General features: G+C 67.1%; 14 protein-coding genes and 1 pseudogene. 6 read left to right on the forward strand and 9 right to left on the reverse strand.

Annotated elements, in window-relative coordinates; translation table 11 throughout:
* Positions 1-30: 30 nt before the first annotated feature.
* Positions 31-1,374, forward strand: a complete 1,344-nt coding sequence (gabT, locus tag ACWF9G_RS02015; protein ID WP_452512988.1) for a 4-aminobutyrate--2-oxoglutarate transaminase — start codon at positions 31-33, stop codon at positions 1,372-1,374.
* A complete protein-coding gene (locus tag ACWF9G_RS02020; protein WP_452512990.1) occupies positions 1,371-2,825 on the forward strand; it encodes an NAD-dependent succinate-semialdehyde dehydrogenase in 1,455 nt (484 codons plus the stop codon). The genes gabT and ACWF9G_RS02020 overlap by 4 nt, the downstream gene beginning before the upstream one ends.
* A gap of 743 nt (positions 2,826-3,568) precedes the next feature.
* Here the strand turns inward: ACWF9G_RS02020 and ACWF9G_RS02025 are convergent.
* Entirely contained in the window at positions 3,569-4,348 is a 780-nt protein-coding gene (locus ACWF9G_RS02025) for an alpha/beta fold hydrolase (RefSeq protein ID WP_452512992.1), read from the reverse strand.
* Between the two features lie 60 nt (positions 4,349-4,408).
* Between ACWF9G_RS02025 and ACWF9G_RS02030 the strand changes: the two genes are divergently transcribed.
* The gene (locus tag ACWF9G_RS02030) at positions 4,409-6,175 is read left to right on the forward strand and encodes a GNAT family N-acetyltransferase (RefSeq protein WP_452512993.1); all 1,767 of its coding nucleotides are present in this window, start codon (positions 4,409-4,411) and stop codon (positions 6,173-6,175) included.
* 307 nt (positions 6,176-6,482) lie between these two features.
* Here the strand turns inward: ACWF9G_RS02030 and ACWF9G_RS02035 are convergent.
* Positions 6,483-6,656: pseudogene (locus ACWF9G_RS02035) on the reverse strand (response regulator); the annotation flags it as partial.
* Positions 6,657-6,962: 306 nt separating this feature from the next.
* On the opposite strand from ACWF9G_RS02035, the gene ACWF9G_RS02040 reads away from it, so the two are divergent.
* Positions 6,963-7,910: an ATP-binding cassette domain-containing protein gene (locus ACWF9G_RS02040; protein ID WP_379310092.1), complete on the forward strand. Its 948-nt coding sequence runs from the start codon at positions 6,963-6,965 to the stop codon at positions 7,908-7,910.
* Positions 7,907-8,692: an ABC transporter permease gene (locus ACWF9G_RS02045; RefSeq protein WP_452512995.1), complete on the forward strand. Its 786-nt coding sequence runs from the start codon at positions 7,907-7,909 to the stop codon at positions 8,690-8,692. Before ACWF9G_RS02040 ends, ACWF9G_RS02045 begins: the two co-directional genes overlap by 4 nt.
* Here ACWF9G_RS02045 and ACWF9G_RS02050 read toward each other — a convergent pair.
* The 7 genes from ACWF9G_RS02050 to ACWF9G_RS02080 all read right to left on the reverse strand — a co-directional run bounded on the left by ACWF9G_RS02050 (position 8,672) and on the right by ACWF9G_RS02080 (position 16,785).
* Positions 8,672-11,824 (reverse strand): ATP-binding protein, encoded by a 3,153-nt coding sequence (locus ACWF9G_RS02050; protein ID WP_452512997.1) that lies wholly within the window; start codon positions 11,822-11,824, stop codon positions 8,672-8,674. The two genes, ACWF9G_RS02045 and ACWF9G_RS02050, sit on opposite strands and share 21 nt — an antisense overlap.
* Before the next feature lie 60 nt (positions 11,825-11,884).
* Positions 11,885-12,583 carry a hypothetical protein gene (locus ACWF9G_RS02055; RefSeq protein ID WP_379310646.1) on the reverse strand — a complete coding sequence of 233 codons (699 nt, stop codon included), beginning with the start codon at positions 12,581-12,583 and terminating at the stop codon, positions 11,885-11,887.
* 33 nt (positions 12,584-12,616) lie between these two features.
* Positions 12,617-13,801: a serine hydrolase domain-containing protein gene (locus tag ACWF9G_RS02060; protein ID WP_452512999.1), complete on the reverse strand. Its 1,185-nt coding sequence runs from the start codon at positions 13,799-13,801 to the stop codon at positions 12,617-12,619.
* Between the two features lie 570 nt (positions 13,802-14,371).
* Positions 14,372-14,665 carry a TetR-like C-terminal domain-containing protein gene (locus ACWF9G_RS02065; RefSeq protein ID WP_452513354.1) on the reverse strand — a complete coding sequence of 98 codons (294 nt, stop codon included), beginning with the start codon at positions 14,663-14,665 and terminating at the stop codon, positions 14,372-14,374.
* On the reverse strand, positions 14,560-14,874 hold the full coding sequence (locus ACWF9G_RS02070) for a TetR/AcrR family transcriptional regulator (protein ID WP_452513001.1): 315 nt from the start codon (positions 14,872-14,874) through the stop codon (positions 14,560-14,562). Before ACWF9G_RS02070 ends, ACWF9G_RS02065 begins: the two co-directional genes overlap by 106 nt.
* Positions 14,875-14,967: 93 nt before the next feature.
* On the reverse strand, positions 14,968-15,300 hold the full coding sequence (cutA, locus tag ACWF9G_RS02075; protein ID WP_452513002.1) for a divalent-cation tolerance protein CutA: 333 nt from the start codon (positions 15,298-15,300) through the stop codon (positions 14,968-14,970).
* A gap of 393 nt (positions 15,301-15,693) precedes the next feature.
* Positions 15,694-16,785 (reverse strand): MCE family protein, encoded by a 1,092-nt coding sequence (locus ACWF9G_RS02080; RefSeq protein WP_452513004.1) that lies wholly within the window; start codon positions 16,783-16,785, stop codon positions 15,694-15,696.
* Positions 16,786-17,229: 444 nt separating this feature from the next.
* Between ACWF9G_RS02080 and ACWF9G_RS02085 the strand changes: the two genes are divergently transcribed.
* Positions 17,230-18,777, forward strand: a complete 1,548-nt coding sequence (locus ACWF9G_RS02085; RefSeq protein ID WP_452513006.1) for an MFS transporter — start codon at positions 17,230-17,232, stop codon at positions 18,775-18,777.
* The last annotated feature ends 13 nt before the right edge of the window (positions 18,778-18,790 follow it).

An 18,790-nucleotide genomic window follows, 5' to 3' on the forward strand; every position in this document is an offset into this window, starting at 1 on the left:
CCACCGAACCGTTCACTTGGGAGATTTCCGATGATCGACATCGCCTATCGTCTCGCGCAACAGCGCTCTATCGTCACCGCGCTGCCTGGGCCACGTTCCGCCGCACTGGCAAAGCGGCGCGGCCGGGCCGTCGCGGCCGGCGTCGGCTCCGCGGTGCCGGTGTATGCCGCCGACGCCGATGGAGGGGTGATCGTCGACGTCGACGGCAACTCCTTCATCGATCTCGGCTCAGGGATCGCGGTGACCACCGTCGGCGCGGCCAACCCGGAGGTGGCCGCCGCGGTGGCCGAGCAAGCCCGCCGCTTCACCCACACCTGCTTCATGGTCACCCCGTACGAGGGGTACATCGAGGTCGCCGAACAGCTCGCGGCCTTGACCCCGGGCGCATACGACAAGCGCACGGTCCTGTTCAACTCCGGCGCCGAAGCCGTGGAAAATGCCGTCAAGGTCGCGCGCCTGGCCACCGGCAAGACCGCGGTGGTCGCCTTCGATCACGCCTATCACGGCCGCACCAACCTGACCATGGCGCTGACCGCGAAGTCGATGCCCTACAAGGCCCAGTTCGGGCCGTTCGCGCCCGAGGTCTACCGGATGCCTGCCTCGTATCCTTACCGCGACAGGCTGTCTGGCGACCTCGCTGCCCGCCGCGCCATCGAGCAGATCGACAAGCAGATCGGCGCCGAATCGCTGGCCGCGATCATTATCGAACCGATCCAGGGCGAAGGCGGGTTCATCACTCCGGCCCCGGGTTTTCTTCCCGCGCTGGCGGATTGGGCCAAACAGCACGGTGTGGTGTTCATCGCCGATGAGGTGCAGACCGGTTTCGCACGCACCGGCGCCTGGTTCGCCAGTGAACACGAGCAGATCGAGCCCGACATCATCACCATGGCCAAGGGCATCGCCGGCGGCATGCCCCTGGCCGCGATCACCGGCCGCGCCGAACTGCTCGATGCGGTACACCCGGGTGGGCTCGGCGGCACCTACGGCGGCAACCCGGTGTCCTGCGCGGCCGCGCTGGCCACCCTGCACACGATGCACGATCTCGACCTGCCTGTCCGGGCACGGGCCATCGAGCACGCGATCAAACCCCGGTTGCAGGAATTGGCTGACCGGACCGGTGTGATCGGCGACGTTCGCGGCCGCGGCGCGATGCTGGCCATCGAGATCGTCCACCCCGGCAGCACCGATCCAGACCCCGAACTCACCAAGTGGATCGCCGCCGAAGCCCTCACCCAAGGAGTGGTGTTGCTGACCTGCGGCACCCACTCCAACGTGATCCGGTTGCTGCCACCGCTGGTGATCAGCGACCACCTGCTCGACGAGGCCGTCACCGTGCTCGGCGATGTCCTGCACGCAGCGGCAGGCCGCCGATGACCGACTTCGACGCCCTGCTGTCCACGCTGCCGACCGACCTGTGGATCGGCGGGCACCAAGTCCGAGCGGCCACCGGGTCGACGTTCCCCGTCCACAACCCCGCCACCGGAAAGGTCCTGGCCGAGGTGGCCGATGCTGACCCAGCCGACGGCGCACAGGCCCTGACCATCGCAACCGCAGCGCAACCGGCGTGGGCGGCGACGCCGCCACGCCGCCGCGCGGAAATCCTGCACCGGGCATGGGAACTGGTGACAGCTAGCCGACACGACTTCGCGCTGCTGATGACCCTGGAAATGGGCAAGCCACTACCCGACAGCCATGCCGAGGTCGGCTACGGTGCTGAGTTCCTGCGCTGGTTCGCCGAGGAAGCCGTGCGGATCAACGGCCGCTACACGCCCTCCCCATCCGGGAACGGCCGGATCCTGGTGACCAAACAGCCCGTCGGCCCGACCTTGGCGATCACGCCGTGGAATTTCCCCCTGGCCATGGGCACCCGCAAGATCGGCCCCGCACTCGCCGCCGGCTGCACGATGGTGGTCAAGCCCGCCTCCGAAACGCCACTGACCATGCTGCTGCTCGGCCAGATTCTCGCCGAGGCCGGCCTGCCGCCCGGCGTCCTGTCGATCCTGCCGACCTCGCGATCAGCGCAACTGACCGACCCGATGCTGACCGACCCGCGGCTGCGCAAGCTCACCTTCACCGGATCCACCGCGGTGGGAAAGCGCCTGCTCGCGCGCGCAGCCACCTCGGTGTTGCGAACCTCTATGGAGCTAGGCGGCAACGCACCGTTTGTCGTGTTCGCCGACGCCGATCTCGATGCCGCGATCGAAGGGGCCATGGCCGCCAAGATGCGCAACACCGGCCAGGCATGTACCGCCGCGAATCGCTTCCATGTCGACAACGCGGTCCGCGCCGAATTCACCGCTCGGCTCACCGAACGCATGCGCGGGCTCACCATCGGCCCGGGCCACCTCGACGGCGTACAGGTCGGCCCGTTGATCACCGACAAGCAGCGACGTGCGGTCGACGAACTGGTGATCGACGCCGTCACCAAGGGCGCGGTAGTCACCACCGGCGGCACCTACACTGACGGCGACGGCTACTTCTACGCCCCGACCGTGCTGACCGACATCAGCGCCGATGCGCGCATTCTGCGTGAGGAGGTATTCGGCCCGGTGGCCGCGATCGCCGGCTTCGACGACGAGGATCAGGCCGTCTACGCCGCCAACCACACCGAATACGGGTTGGCCGCCTACATCTACACCCGTGACCTGCACCGCGCACTGCGGGTATCGGATGCACTCGAAGCCGGGATGGTCGGAGTGAACCGCGGGATCATCTCCGACGTCGCGGCCCCGTTCGGCGGAATCAAACAATCCGGCCTCGGTCGGGAAGCCGGCAGCGAAGGCATCGACGAATACCTCGAAACCAAATACGTTGCGCTGCAATAGTGGATGTCGGCTGCGGCCCGGTGTCTCGGTATAGCCGGCACCTGCGGCAGCGCTGACCTTCTGGTTGCAGGGACATGGCGTGCGTTTCCTACTCGACCTCACAACCTCGTGTCCCCGCCAACGTTCTCGTGTGACCAGCACCGCGGCTCGACACCGGCAGTTTCTGGTTCGAGTCCAGATGGGGGAGCAGAACTACCAGTAGATTAGCCAAGAATTCCTGGCCGAAGTTCCGGGTCCTGCCACCGTTTCGCCTGGTCATCGCAGATTCTTACTCGATCTGACGATGCCGGTCCGCTCGGTACGGGCGGTTTTCGGCCTTCGCACTGCAACGTGCCATGTCTGGTTTCGCGCCGCTCCGGCTACGGCCGGTGGCTCGACGTCCGCGCGCACACGCTACCGGCTTCGGTTGACAACGTCTGCCCAGAAGCATCATTCGCGGTGCAGAGCAGATCTGCGGCGGTGGTCCGGGTAGCCGGCACGCACCATGAATTCGTCGCATTTGTCGGCGAAGCGCACACACCCACACGGCCCGCACACCTTGTGCAGCTGGCGCTGCGCCACACGAGATCCGGCTGGCGCTCGGCTGTTATGCACCCGTCCTGGGACCGATTCGATCAGTTCCGTGTAGCCAGAGCGTACATTTGGGCGCTCGGACCCCAGTCGGACCGGCCGATGGCGAGCTGTGGGGCACGGGCGATCGTATCGGGCGGTTGGCCCCAGAACGAATCGCTAGGGCGTCGTGCCTACGCGTGTCGTGCTACGTCCTCGCACAGGATGCTCGGCCAGCGTGCGAGATCGGCCGGTGTGTGCGCCACCTCCAGTGTGGCCGCCGGCAGCAGGTCCACCAGCGCCTCGGCGGTCGACACCGGATGGGCGAGGTCGTCGATCCAGGCCAACACCGTGGTCGGCACCTCGATCGCGGCGATCGCCTCGGGGGCGGGCAGGTCGCTCATCGCTGCCCCGCGGAACAGTGAGGGCAGTAGGTGCTCGGCGACATCCGGCACGGTTTCCGGCGTTCCGACGGTGGCCGGCGGGCGAGGCACGGTGAGATCGGCACCGAGGAAGGCGTCGAGTCCCTGCTCCTCGATCAAGCGGGCATTCTTCCGGTAGATCTCGGCCTTCGCGGCGCGGGTGCGCCAGGCGGTCGCGGGTACCAGCAGGGTGAGACCGGAGAATCGGCCAGGATCGCGGACAGCGGCATGCAGCAGTGTCCCGGTGCCCATCGAAGGACCGACACCGTGCACCTGTTCACCGGGGAACCAGTGGTCGAGCAGGTTCAGCAGGTCATCGGCCAGAACCGGCCACCGATAGTCCTCGGGGACGGTACGGCCCGTCGAGTGGCCGTGGCCGCGCGCGTCGTACCGCAGCAGTCGGGTTCCGCTGAGTCCGCGGCCGAGATCGAGGTCCATCAGACGGTCGCGGTGGCGGCTGGAGGTGAGGCCGTGGAGTTGGACGACTGGGTGGCCGCCCTCGTCGCTCAGTTCCACGTCGAGGTCGGCGCCGGGAACACGGAAGGTCGGCACGGCGGCTCCAAGGGTGCTGGTGAGACGGCGATCGCTCGGGAGGAAGCCTAGGATACAGTCATGCGGCTGACCAACGTCGCGCACTTGCGCCTGCCGTTCGGCCGCCTGCTGGGCTTCGACGTCACTGCGGGTCGCGTGGGCCGGTCACTTCCCGTGTCCTTCGACCAACGACGCCACGTCGGCGCCGGCGACCGAGCGGGATCCTGGATGGCGTTGTCCTTCAGGCTCTCCGCGCCGGTACCGCCCGACGAGTTCGCGACCGCCTGGCTGGCGGTGATCGAGCGGCACGGCACGCTGCGGTCGGTCTTCGTGCCGGGCGAGGACGGCGAGCCTCGGCTGCACGAGGTCGATATCCTCCCCGGCGGCTGGGTCGAGCATGTGATCGCTCCGGGGCAGGCGGTCAACGATGCGCTCCGCGCCGTGCTCGACCGTGCTTGTACACCGTACGGTCGCCCGTCGTACCGGCTCTGCGTGCTCGAGACCGCGGTAGGGCCGACCGTGGTGGTCGCCGCCGACCACGCGCACGTCGACATGTGGTCGATGCTGGTGATCGCGCGCGACCTGCTCACCGCGCTGGCCGCGGTGCAGAGCGGTCGTGCACCGTCGTTGCCGCCCGCACCCGCCTTCGCGGAGCACACCCGCGCGCTGCGGGATCGCCCGCCGGCACCCGACGAGGTGCACCGCCGCTGGGCAGAGGTGCTGGCGGGCAGCGGCGATGTGATGCCACGGTTCCCGCTGCCGCTGGGTGAGGCGACGTTGCAGGAGGAGCGCGTGGAGGTGCGCGATGTCCTCGACGTCGACGACAGCGCCGCGTTCTCGGCGCAGGCCCGCGACGACGGCGTCTCGACCTTGGCGCTGGTGGTGGGGGCGATGACCGAGGTGACCTACGAGTTGGCCGGCACCGCACTGCGGGCCGTGTTTCCGGTGCACAGTCGGTACGACACCACCTGGCACGACTCGGTGGGGTGGTTCATCACCAACTCGGTGCTCGAGTCGGCCGACTCCGATCCCCGTGCCAGCGCGGAGGCGGTGAAGGAGGCCGTCCGGATGGGGTCCTGGCCACTGGAGGACATCCTGCGTCCGTGGGGCGGGATGCCCGAGGCGCCGGGGATGTTCGCGATTTCGTGGCTGGACCTGCGCCGGCTGCCGGTGCGAGTCGACGCGACCGGATTGGAGGCGCAGTACGTCGGCGCGACGATTCGGACCGACGGCGTGATGCTCTGGTTCATCCTCGACGAGGCGGGGCTGCACCTGCGCTGCCGGTATCCGGACACTCCCGAAGCCCGGCGGCACGTCGGCGCCTGGCTGGACACGCTGATCGCCCGACTGCAGTCACGGGCACGGGCTTCGGTCGGTGGTCGGCTCCGACTCGGCGACCGGATCTATCGTGTGCAGCGGGCGGGGCGTGCCGACGTGCCAACGCTGGTCGCGCTGCTCTCCGACGACGAGATCGGCCGTACCCGCGAAGGTTTCGAAATCGCCCGCTACGAGGAGGCATACGATGCCGTCACCAGGGACCCGTCGCACTATCTGGCCGTGGTCCGGGACGAGGGCGACCGGATCGTCGGCACCATGCAGCTCACCATCATTCCGGGGCTGTCCCGCGGCGGCGCCACCCGCCTCCAGATCGAGGGAGTCCGGGTCGCTGCCTCGGAACGCTCTCGCGGCATCGGAACCGCGATGCTCGAGTGGGCACATGACCACGGCAGGCACCGAGGTGCGACACTCGCGCAGGTCACCACAGACCGGGTCCGCGAGCGGGCTCACGCCTTTTATGCGCGGCTCGGGTACGACAACAGTCACGTCGGGCTGAAGCGGGCGCTCTGACCGATTCCCGGCGCTCGCTCAGGGGCGCGAGAGGGCGCCTCGTCCAACGTCCGGTGGTGACTGAACCGCCGTGGCAGGCCGATCACCGGGATTTGTCGCAGGTTGGTGACTCAGGGCACGAACCTGCGACATCTCACCTGGGGTTCTACTGCCACTTACCCAATCCAACCGTCGCGATGACGGCGGCATCTGCGCCTATCGCAGAGTCAGGTCTGAGTAAAACGACACGACCTTGCTCGCGTCACCCGATTCTGCCATTACCTGAGTACTCCCATGCGCGCAAAGCTGCGCAACCTCTCTCTCGACTGAGCACGCCGATGCGGTCGTTGACCTTCGACCGAGCGCTGAGCACACAGATTGGCACATCGTTGCCCAGCGAGCGCAACGCGGTCACCACCGCGACGCCGTCCAGTTCGGGCATGTTCAGGTCGAGGACCATGGCCGCGGGCGGGTTGTCGACAATACGCTGCAGCAGGCGTTGACCTGGTTCAACATCGCCACCTCACGGCTGTCCGACGACGAGATGGCCGAGCGCGACACCGAACTGGGCTTTCTCTGCTACGCCAACCACATCATCGCCGCGCCGCCGCCGCGTCCGCCGGGCGCTGGAACTACCCCCAGACGACCTCGACGACTCGGTCGCCTCCCTGGCCGAGGCGGCCGACGAATTCACCCGCGGTTTCACGTACGCAACCCGGTGAAACCGTCAGGCAACCGTGGTGAAGTCGGGGTACCGCAATCTTCCTCTCGACAGCGACCGAGCCGGTCGCGAATCCGAGGAGGAATCATGACGAGCAACCGCCCGCCGGCGATCACGGCGACCGGGCTGCGGAAGTCCTACGGCGACCACCAGGTGTTGGCGGGGATCGATCTGCGGGTCGATGCCGGGACCATCTTCGCGCTGTTGGGTCCGAACGGTGCCGGAAAGACCACCACCGTGCAGACTCTGTCCACCATGATCGCCGCCGACGCGGGCGAGCTGCGCGTCGCGGGGCACGATGTCGGGCGCGAGCCCGACGAGGTCCGGGCCGCCATCGGTGTCACCGGTCAGTTCGCGGCGGTGGACAACTTGCTCACCGGCGAGGAGAACCTGGCCATGATGGCCGTGCTGCACCACCTCGGGCGGCGCGAACGCAAGGAACGCGTCAGCCGTCTGATCGAGCAGTTCGATCTGGTGGATGCCGCCCGCAGGCCCGCGTCCACCTATTCCGGTGGTATGCGCCGACGGCTGGATATCGCCATGGGCCTGGTCGGCGATCCACAGGTGCTGTTCCTGGACGAACCGACCACCGGACTCGATCCGCGCAGCCGCCGTGCGGTCTGGCGCTTGGTACGGGAATTGGTCGCCGGCGGCACCACTGTCTTCCTGACTACGCAGTACCTGGAGGAGGCCGACCAACTGGCCGATCAGATCGCTTTGATCGACGGCGGCAAGGTGGTCGCGCAGGGAACTCCGGAGCAGCTCAAGCGCCTGGTACCGGGTGGCCACGTGAACCTGCGCTTCACCGACGCCCGGGCGCTCGCCGCGGCGGCGCTGCTGCTTGGCGCCACCACCCGCGACGACGACGAACTAACGCTGCAGATTCCGAGCGATGGCGGCGTCGACACCCTGCATACCCTGCTCGACCGGCTGTCCGCAGCCGCCATCCAAGCCGCCGAATTGTCCATCCACACCCCCGATCTCGACGATGTTTTCCTCGCCCTCACCGGCCAGCCGAAGGAGTCCGTGCGATGAGCACCACGATGAAGTACGCCCTGACCGATTCCATGATGATGGTGCGGCGCAGCCTGCTGCACATCGTGCGCTACCCCGCCATGACGGTGCCGCTCGTCATCGGACCGATCGTCTTCCTCCTCTTGTTCGTCTACGTCTTCGGCGGCACCCTCGGAGCCGGGCTCGGAAACTCCGGTGGGCGAGGCGATTACGTCAACTATGTGACTCCGGGCATTCTGCTGCTGGCGGTCTCGGGCGCGGCGACGGCCACTGCTGTGTCGGTGTGCACAGACATGACACAGGGCATTGTGGCGCGGTTCCGCACCATGTCCATCTTCCGGCCATCCCTGTTGACCGGACATGTGGTCGGCAGCATGGTGCAGACCTTCCTCAGTGTCACGGTCGTCATCGCCGCCGCGGTCGTGGTCGGATTCCGGCCGAGCGCCGGACCGCTCGAATGGCTGGGCGCCGCAGGCATACTGGCGCTGCTGACCATGGCGATCACCTGGATCGCCGTGCTGATGGGGCTGGTCAGCGACAGCGTCGAAACCGCGTCCAATCTGCCCATGCTGCTGATGGTCCTGCCCTTCTTCGGCAGCGGTTTCGTACCCACCGACTCCATGCCGACCTGGCTGGGCTGGATCGCCGAGCACCAGCCTTTCACCCCGGTCATGGAAACCCTGCGCGGCCTGATGCTGGGCACCGAGATCGGGAACAACGGCCTGATCGCCGTCGCCTGGTGTGTGGCCATCACCGCCGCCGCAAGCTTCGGCGCCACCAAACTACTGAACCGCGAGCCCTAACCCATCCCGGACCGTGTCGAGCGCTTCGGCTCGCACACCAGCCACATCCAAGGCGGCGTACGTCGAGACAGCCTCGACGTACGCCGCCTTATCGGCGTTCTCGGCGCTCACCCGAGTTCGATTGCTGGACATGGTCGGATGGATCTGGCGCGGGGGGTCGAGCCGCTCGGCCAGCGCGACCATACGGGCTCCGACCGCCGGTTGGTCCCGAGAGATCTGCACCTGGGCGAGCGCCAGCAGGCCGGCCCCGCAGGCCGTCAACTCCGCGAGGAATCCACCCGGCTGCGCCGCTGGTTGCTCCAGCAGCGCGATCACCTGCCGGGGCAGGTCCGCCGCCAGCTCGTCGACCAGATCCAACCGGCTGTGATAGGCGTGGGCCAGCACGATCGCGGACAGGCTTTCCAGCGCCCACACCTGCACCCCGCGCGGGTCCGGCCGGTAGAACGGGTTCGCGGGATGCGATAGCAGCCCGGCGATTTCCCGCCAGCGCCACAGACCATCCTCGATGTCGCCACACGCCAATCGGATCTCGGCATTCGCCACCAGGGTGTACGGGTGCGCGAACGGGTCGGCTGGATCGGGCACCCGCGACAGCCACCGCTGCGCCGTATCGACGTCGCCGAGTTGCAGCGCGGCCATGGCCATCGCGACCATGAGGTCATTGCGGTCGGGCCGGGGGCCGACATCCTCGATCAAGCCGAGGGCGTATTCGCAGTGCGTGCTGGCCTGTTCGGCGCGTTCGGACAGCAAGGCGAGTTTTCCGATCCGGCAGTGCGCCTGGTACCGCAGCCACACGATGTTCGCGCGCTGCGCGCTCCCGTCCAGGACGGTGAGCGCGCGCTCGGTGGCGGTGAGCGCGGTATCCCGGTCGCCGAATTGTTCGGCACGGAAACTCGCGACCAGCCAGGCGATTCCGGCGAGCAGGGGATACGGTGACGCGCACCGCTCATCGAGCGGGCCGGGGTCGGTCGACAACTTGGGTACAGCCGTGACGATGGCCGCCATCGCCCGGACCGGCGTGTCGGGCAGCGCGGGTGGTAGGCGTCGCAACACCACCAAGGATCTCAATTCGAATCCGCTCTGGGTCGCACCACTGAGCACACAGACGACGGCGGCGGTCCGGGTGACCTCCACCAGCTCCGGGCCGGGCCGGAAATGCGAAAGCACCCAGGCGCATTCGCGCGCCGACTCCGCGATTCGCGAGTATTGCGCCCCGGCGTACCACCAGCCTCCCAGCGTCGCCCAGACGGCTGCCACCGTCGGCCCGTCCGCCCGATCCAACCCGATCCGGAGCGCCCGCGCCAGATTGTCCTGTTCGGCGCGCAGCCCGGCAGGATCGACCAGGCCGGTGAACGCGCTCACATTGCGACTGATGCCGAAATCGCGGGCCCACGCCAGGAATTCGGTCCGCGCCCGGTCCTCCTCGCCCGCCTCGGCCCGCCGGGTAGCGGCGAACTCCCGGACGGTCTCCAGCATACGGAAACGCGTGCCGGTCGCCGCCTCGACAACCTGGATCAGCGACTGATCCACCAGATGTTCGAGCAGATCCAGGGTGTCGTCGAGCTCGCCGCCGCACAACCGATTCCCCGCCTCGGCGGTGAACCCGCCCGGGAAGACCGACAGCATCCGCATGGCCGCCCGGCCCTGTTTGTCGAGCAGGTTCCAGCTCCAGTCGACGACCGCGTGCAAGGTCCGATGCCGTAGCGGTGCATCACGAGATCCTCCCCGCAGCAGCGTGAACCGATCGATGAGCCGACGTGACACATCGGCGACGGTCAGCACGCGCACCCGGGCCGCTGCCAGTTCGATAGCGAGGGGCAGTCCGTCCAGATGCGCGCACAGCGCCGCCACCTCCGCCGGGGGCAGGTCGATGTCCGGCCGCACCGCGCGGGCGCGCTGGGCGAAGAGTTCGGCGGCGGTGCCGGACGGCAGTTCCGGCAACGCGTGCACGGCCTCGGAGCTCAAACCCAGCGGTGCGCGGCTGGTGACGAGCACGCGGAGTTCGCCGGTCAGTGACACCAGAGCGCTCACCAGTTCGGCGACGCCGGAGCGGACCTGTTCGCAGTTGTCGAGAATCAGCAGGGCGGGTCCCGATCCCAGAGCTTCGGCGATTCCGCTGACCAGACCTTTCCCGCTGCCCGCCGGCGAGGTGGCGCCGGTACCGAGCGCGCCGGCCACCGTCGCGGCCACCGTATCGTCGTTGCCGATGGCGGCCAGCTCGATCAGATGTATCGTGCGTTGCTCGGCCGCCTGGCCGATGGCATGTGCCAGGCGAGTCTTGCCCAGCCCGCCCGGACCTACGATCGACACCACCCGCGCGGAGCGCAGCAGCGCGGTCACTGTCGCGATGTCGTCCGACCGTCCGAGCAAAGGATTCGGATCGTGCCGGATACCTTCTCGCACAACGGGTTCGCTTGATCGCAGCAGCTCCCGGTGGACTGCTCGCAGCGCCGCACCGGGATCGGCGCCCATCTCGTCGCGTAGTGCCCTGCGGTAGCGGTCGTAGCGGATGAGCGCGGTGGCGGACCCGGCCGTTTCACCCTCCGCGCGCAGCAACTCCGCCAGCACTTCCTCATCGCGCGGCGCACCCGCCGCGATTTCCATCAGCGGCTCGACCGCCTCGGCGTACCTGCCGGTGCGGGACAAGGCCAGCGCCCGCAGTCGCAGCAAGGTCCGATACGCGGGTGCCCGGCTCGCACGCAGCGCGGTCACCGGATCGTCGAGATCGGGATACTCCTCGACCGAACCGTCCCACAGCGCCAGCCCCGCCTCCGCCTGTTCGAGGGTGGCGAGGTGGTCTCCGGATCGGGCATGCCGCTGTGCCGCCGCCGCCCGGATCTCCAGCGCGGCCGAATCAACCTGCTCCGGAACCAGATTCAGGCGATACCCATTCGATGTGCTCGCGATGAGTTCGGCACCCAACTGCGAGCGGGTCCGCGACACCAGCACCTGAAGCGCCTTCGACGGGTTCTCCGGCATGGCATCGAGCCAGATCCCCGCCACCAGCGCCGAGGCACTGACCCCGGTCCGCAACTCACCGGCGAGCAGTGCGAGCAGAGCCCGCGAACGAGCCCCGTGGATCTCCCGGCCGGACAGCGCTACCCCGGACAGGAACGTCAACTCGATTCTCACCCTCACACCTTAGTGGCGCGCCGACCGATCGGCGCGCCACTAGGTGAGCTCGAACTCCGGCTACTTTGCGGATGCGGGCATCGGCGAGTTGATGGTCGCGAAATACTGCGTCACCGCAGCGAGCGCCACCGGGGCCGACACCAGCAGCTGTCCTGCGATGGTGCCGAGCGCGCCGGCCGCCATCGCACCGCCGAGACACCCGAGGGCCGCAGCGGGAAGGAACGGCCCGAACAGTCCGACGATGGTGGCGGCCGCGACCGTGGCGCCTGCGAGTCCGCCCAGTACACAACCCACTGCCGCGCCGCCGATGCCGCCGACCAGCGCGCCGATACTGATACCGAGGCCGATGGTGCTGGCCATGCGCGCCCACGCCGCCTGCTCCCGCTCATACGGGGTGCGCCAGCCCGACTGGTCTTCGAAGGGCAGCGCCACCGGCTGGTAGCTGGCGAGAACAGGATCGAGCCGCGGGGTCAGGGTGGCCGTATTCGCACTGATGTCGGCGTGGATCGGGAAGACGAAATCGTCGACGCGGAAGCGTAATTCGGTTCCGGCGAGCAGCTTCCCGCCAGCGGACTCGATTCTGAATACCCCGTCCTCGACGGACATGGAACCGCTATCGATGGTGATGGTGGCCGTGGTGGTGTCACTGGTCGCGGTGAACCCGACGCTCTCGGCAGAGTCTGCGGACGCGGTGCCCGCGGACAGCCCGAGCGCGGCGATGAGCGCGGCGGCGGCAAGCGTGTAGGCGCGAATGGTCATGGCGTGGAAGTCCTCTGATCGCGGGAGAGTTGGCTACTTGGCCGGGCACAGTGCGGCGGAGGTGATATCGGTCAGCGCACCCAGCGCGGTGCCGTGGTCGGCGTTCACGGTCGCCACGATGGTCCGCTCGCCGTCGCGGGTGCCCATGCTGTAGGTAAAGGCGCCGTTGATCGCGCCCGCCATGCCGTACGCCGTGGTGCCGCAGGGCAGCGTCTGCTCGAAGATGCCTGCGCCATAGCGGGTCTGCGGAATCCAGCCCGCACCTTCGGTGCTCACAGTCGTCCACATTTCCCGGTGCAGTTCCGCCGGCAATAGTTCACCGCGCAGGATCGCCTCCAGGAATCGGCTGAGATCGGCTGTGGTGGAGATGATTCCACCAGCCGCGTAGCCCCAGGAGGCATTGATGTCGGTGACATCGTGGACCGGGGCGGCGGGGTCGAGGCTGGCGAGGTTGGAGTACATGCGCGAGTGCGGACCGCGAATCGTGAATTCCCCGTCCGGCGGCAGGTAGGTGCCGGACAGCTGGAGCGGCACGACGACCAGTCGTTCGAGTTCCGCGGCGAAGGTTCGCCCGGTCGCCTTCTCGATGATCAGGCCGAGCAGATCGTGGTTGACGTTCGAGTAGCGGAAGCCGCCGCCGGGGGCGAAGTAGGGCGGGAACTTCACTGCGATCTCGACGATTTCGACCGGTCCCAGGTTGTCGAAACGGTGTTCCAGGTAGTTCTGGCCGACGAAGTTGTCGAATATCGTCTGATCCTCCAGGAAGTTCCGCAGACCGCTGGTGTGGTTCAGCAGATGCCGCAGTGTGATCGCGCCGCCGTCATTGCCATTGCCCTGCACCAGGCCGGGCAACCACTTCTCCACGGTGTCGTCGAGGCTCAGTTCGCCCTCGGCGACAAGACGCAGTGTCATGAAAGCGGTGAACGCCTTGGAGATGCTGCCGACCCGAATACGGTCCTCGGCCCGCTGCTGGCGGCCGTCGGTGATATCGCCGGCACCTGCTCGGCCCCACCAGGAACGATCGCCATCACGCAGTTCGGCCGCGGCTCCCGGCAGACCGGTGGCGACCGCACGCTCGAGAGCCTGCTGGACGGCTTGACTGGCTTCGGGGGTGGCGTTGGCCGGCGTGGCGGCGGTGGTGCCGCAAGCGGCGGTGCCGATGGCGGTGGTGGCGACGACGAGTGCGGCGATGCCGGCGCGAATTGCTTTGGTGCTCATGATCTTCTCCTTGTTCGCGACCACTCGGTCGCTGTCGAGAAGAAGAGTGCGCGCCCTCGGATTCACCGTGGTTCCGCCGCGGTTTCACGCCCGGCCCACGGTGAAACCGGCTCGAATCCCGCAGGTGTGCAGTGATAGGTCCGGCTCCCACGTCGTCTACCGACTGCCCGGGCGCACCGTCGCCCTGTCCCGGGACTACCGGAGCCCGCGGCCGTCTCCGACCACCCCGGACTCCCACAGCACCTCGGCTTGGCATCGCGCGAGCGTCTCGCCATCAGCGCCTTCGGCGACCACGATCTCGAACCCCCCTCGGAGGCTCCTGTCGGCGGCTCCCACGGCGTGGAAGACTCTCGGGTGCATCATTGTCAGCCACCCTCGGCGGGGCACATCGAAGAAGGGAACGCGGGCGACCTGCGAATCTGCTCTGGCCGACTGGTAGTCGAGGCGGACTTCGCTCTGAGCTGAGAAGAGGCGGCGTTTCCTAGGTGTAGGTTCCCGGCAATTCGGAGGACTTCTGACTGATCCGGAACTCGCAGGCGCCCGGACAGCTCATGCCCGAGACCGGGGCTCCTATCGGCCGATCCCTTGGAGCAGTTGATCGACCACACGCTCGAGGAAGGGTTCGTCAATCGGCTGGTGGGTCAGTAGTGCACGAAAGTGCACTGGCGCGATCAACGCCTCCAGAGCCATTGCTGCGTCGACGGTTTCGGGAACTTCGCCCCGCGCTACGGCACGGTCGATCATTACCCGTGCGAGCTCTAATCGTGACTGCCAGAACTCGATCCGACTGCTTGCCAGCACCGAATCGTCATCAGCGCAGCCATTGCCCGCGCCAACGCGATCCCCTGGGGGCCTGCTTGGTATGTCGCAATCGAGCGGGCGAATTCGATCAAATCCTTACGCACCGACCCCGAGTCGGGTATCGGCAAGTGCTGGGAGCTGAAGCTGAGCAGCGCGTGGAGGATGACGTGTTCCCGGGTCTCCCAGCGTCGATAGATCGAGGACTCGTGCACCCCGGCGAGCCTTGCGACCTCGCCGATACTCACCGCGTCGGGACCGTTCTCCGCGGCCATTGAATCGAATCCGAGAGGTCGCGCAGCGGTGCGTCGGCATGGGCGTCACCGCCGGGCCCGAACTCCTCACCCGCGCAACAACAGCGCGGGCTCCTATTCCTGCGAAACTGTAGGGTTTTCAACCCACTCGGCGTACTTCTCGATCGTCCACGGCACCGGTGTCGCGCTGATCTCGGGCCCGCTCCACGGATGCAACTCCGCGATGCGTTCGGCGAGACGGTCCCGACCGGCTGCGGCGACGCGGAACGTCAACCTCCACTCCGGGCCGGTGCCGACTTTCCCGAGGTGCCAGAAAACGCTGTCCTGCTTGACGATCTCGGCACCAGCGGCGAGACGATCACCGACGACACTCGCTGCGATCGTGTGCGCGTCGTGTTTGGTAGGCAACGTCGTGGTCACGGCCCACACGCGAGATTCGGAAGTCATGATGTCGAGGCTAGCGCCGGGCGGTCGCGGTGGCGGCGATGTCACCACACGGCCCGCACCGCCGCGGCCGGCGGCGGGTCATCTAGACCGCGAGATCAGCGCCGACGGTCTGCTCCGACACCCCAGCTTCCGCGGTATACGTACCGACAAGACTTTCGACGAGGTCGGCCTGCCCAGCTGACATCAGGTGCAGGCCGGCCAGCTCGTGCGGCTGGTGGAAGTGATGGCACTACCGCAGATCTCGCTGGGCGTCGTGCCTTTGGTGCACGAACGCGGCGATGTCGGCTCTGCGGGATTCTGGATCTTCGACGACGACGTGGTCGTGCTAGAGCCCCCGATGGCGGGCATCCAGGTTGAACTGCCGAGCGTGCTTGGGGCGAGGGCGATTTCGAGCTACTTTGTCAGACCTAGCAGCGCGGCTGTGAGGCCGTAGTCGGGACCGAAGTCTTGCATGTTCCCCGTGCGGCAGCCGTCCGCGCGCATCTGGATCCGCTCGCAGAAGACACTGATGATCTCACCCGACAACGCTGGACCGATCAGTGCGTGAGTGCGGAAGTAGCGTCCCTCCTTGTCCATGGTTCCGTCGATGTTCTGCATCAGCAGCGGCACGATATCGACGAGTTCGATCATCGCGCCGGAATTGGCGCGTAGCTGGTTGGTGACGTTGGTCAGGCCGGTGAGTGAGGCGGCGAGTTCGTCCTGGTGCCCGGCGAATGTGGTGCTGGTGTTGGCCAGGAACGCGTTGAGCTGATCGAGGGTGGCTTGCAGGCCGGGGGCCTGTTCGGCCAGTAGCCCCGACATGGCGGTCATCCGGTTGCTGAAATCGCGCACGGACTGGTCGTTGTCGGCCAGCATCGTCGTCAGCTCGTTGAGCTTGATGATGATGGTGGAGATGGCGTCCTTGTTGTCGATACCGACCTTCAACGCCGAGGACAGGGCGTCGAGGGTTTCGCGGATCTTCTGGCCGTTGCCGTTGAGTACCGGGTAGAGCACCCGGCCCGAGAGCGGGCCGAGTCCTTCATGGCCGGGTTCGGGCTCGAGTGAGGCGGAGAACTGGTCGATGGTCTTGATCATCGTGTCCAGCTCGACCGGGGTGCGGGTGCGCGCCTTGGGCAGGTGCTCACCGGACTTCATCGCCTCACCGCCGGTATAGGGCGGGGTGATCTCGATGTGGCGGTCGGTCACGATCGAGGGCGAGATGATCGCGGCGATCGCTTCCTTGGGGATCTTCACTCCGCCGTCGATGGTCATGTGGACCTCGACGTAGGTGCCCTTGGGAATGATCTTGTCGACCTTTCCGACGGCCAGTCCGAGGACCATGACGTCGTTGCCCTCGTACATGCCGGCGATGTTCTCGAAGTCGGCCGTGATCTCGGTTGCGGGTGTCGACTCGGGCAGGGATGCGCAGCCGCTGAGTGCAAGGGCGGCCGCCCCACCCGCCAACCCATATCGCCATCGGACCCTGGTCCTGTTTCTGGCCAGCATTAGATCCCTTCGAACCGAAAGAAGTGATGAGATGGTCACAGATGATAGAAGCAAACAGCAGAGTAGGTGATGAAACCATCAAATTTGACCGATGACTCGGCTTGTGGGTGGCACCGCGTCCGATCGATGCCCGCACCCGGTCGCGCTCCCGGCCTTCTGCTCGGTGCTCGAATCGACCGTGAGGCTGCGTGACTTGCTCGGCATGGGGGCGGGTGGTCGGGTCTGCGAGCTCAAAACTGGAACGGTATGGATGATGTCCGTCACTCATGAGCGATCTATCATTGCCCTGGTTGGATGTTGACATCATTATTGATGAAATAGTCACCATGGCCGCGTGCTGCGTGCCTTATACGGATCGGTGAACGGAAGGCCTGCTCTTCGGGCCGGTTGTCCAGGGCCGGCCACACGCACTGCTCGAGCTCGATACGTCTGTCAGGAGGAAAGATGGGTTACGAACCACTCGCGTCGCGGGCTTTGCCGTCGTCCGGTAACGCGGTTGCCGGACGGGCCGGTACCGGGGGAGTCCTCTTCGCGATGTGCACCTGTCTGGTGCTGGTTGTCGCTTCGGTGTCGGCGCTCAACCTGGCGATGCCGGACCTGGCCATCGACCTCTCGGCGTCCACGACATCGCTGACCTGGATCGCAGACGCGTACACCGTTGCCCTAGCCGCGCTCGTGCTACCGATCGGCGCACTCGGCGACCGATTCGGTCGCCGGAATATCCTGATCGCGGGCACGATCGTATTCGCGATCGCGTCCCTTGCCGCTGCCTCGGTCGACACCACCGAATTGCTCATCGGATGGCGCGCCGTGATGGGCGTCGGCGCCGCCATGATCATGCCTGGAACGCTGTCGACCATCACAGCGGCCTTTCCCGCCAACCGCCGGGACCGCGGTGTCGCGATCTGGTCGGGATTCGCGGCAGCCGGCGCGATCATCGGCCTGCTCGGCGCGGGACTCCTTCTCGAACAGTGGAGTTGGCGCTCGATTTTCGTCACCAGTGCCCTGGTCGCCGTTCTCGGCGGACTGGCGGCGCTGATCCTGGCCCCCAACACCAAGGATGAGGAACGGCATCCGCTCGACCACCCGGGGGCGTGGACCAGTGCGGTAGCGATCGGCGCACTCGTGTACGGAATCATCGAGGGCAGCGAGGCGGGCTGGACGAGCTGGCCCGTCGTTGTGAGCCTCGCGGTTTCGGCGGTCGCGTTGACGTTGTACGCGGTGCTGGGGCTCCGCAACAACCACCCATTGCTGGACCCACGGCTGTTCGGAATCCCGGGATTCCGGGCCGGCGCGATCACGATCCTTGTGCAATTCATGGCCGTCTTCGGGTTCTTCTTCGTCGGACTGCAGTACCTGCAGCTGATCCTGGGCTACAGCCCGCTGAAGAGCGCCCTGGCGCTGGTCCCGATCGCCGTGGTGGTCTTGCCGACCAGCGTCCTCACTCCGCGACTGACCCGAATTGTCGGGATCAAGGCGGTGATGGGTGCCGGGCTGTTGCTGCTCGCCGCCGGCATGCTCGCGTTGTCGTTCCTGGAGGTCGACTCCGGCTACCTCCCGTTCTTCGGCGGCCTGATTGTCTCAGGGCTGGGCGTCGGTCTGACGAGCACCGTCGGCACCGCGGTCATCGTCGGATCATTGCGGATCGAGCAACAAGGCGTGGCCTCGGCGATGAACGACGCGACCCGCGAAGTCGGCTCCGCGGTCGGTATCGCGCTGATGGGGTCGGTCTTCGCGAGTCACTACAAGTCGGCACTGCCATCGGTCGACCAGTTGCCGCCGGAAGCCGTCCATGCGGTGGAGTCATCCCCAGCGGCAGGCATCCATGTCGCGGGTCTGATCGGTCCGCAAGGCCCGGCGCTGGCCGAAGCGGTGCGGTCGGCCTTCATCAACGGGCTCACGGCGTCATTGATCGCGGTGGGCGTCATCGTCGCTGTCGCGGGTGTCGGTGCGCTGCTGTTCGCACCGCACCAGCAGCCCACTCCGGAATAGATGCGGCGAACGT

This window comes from Nocardia sp. NPDC055029 (assembly GCF_053608525.1).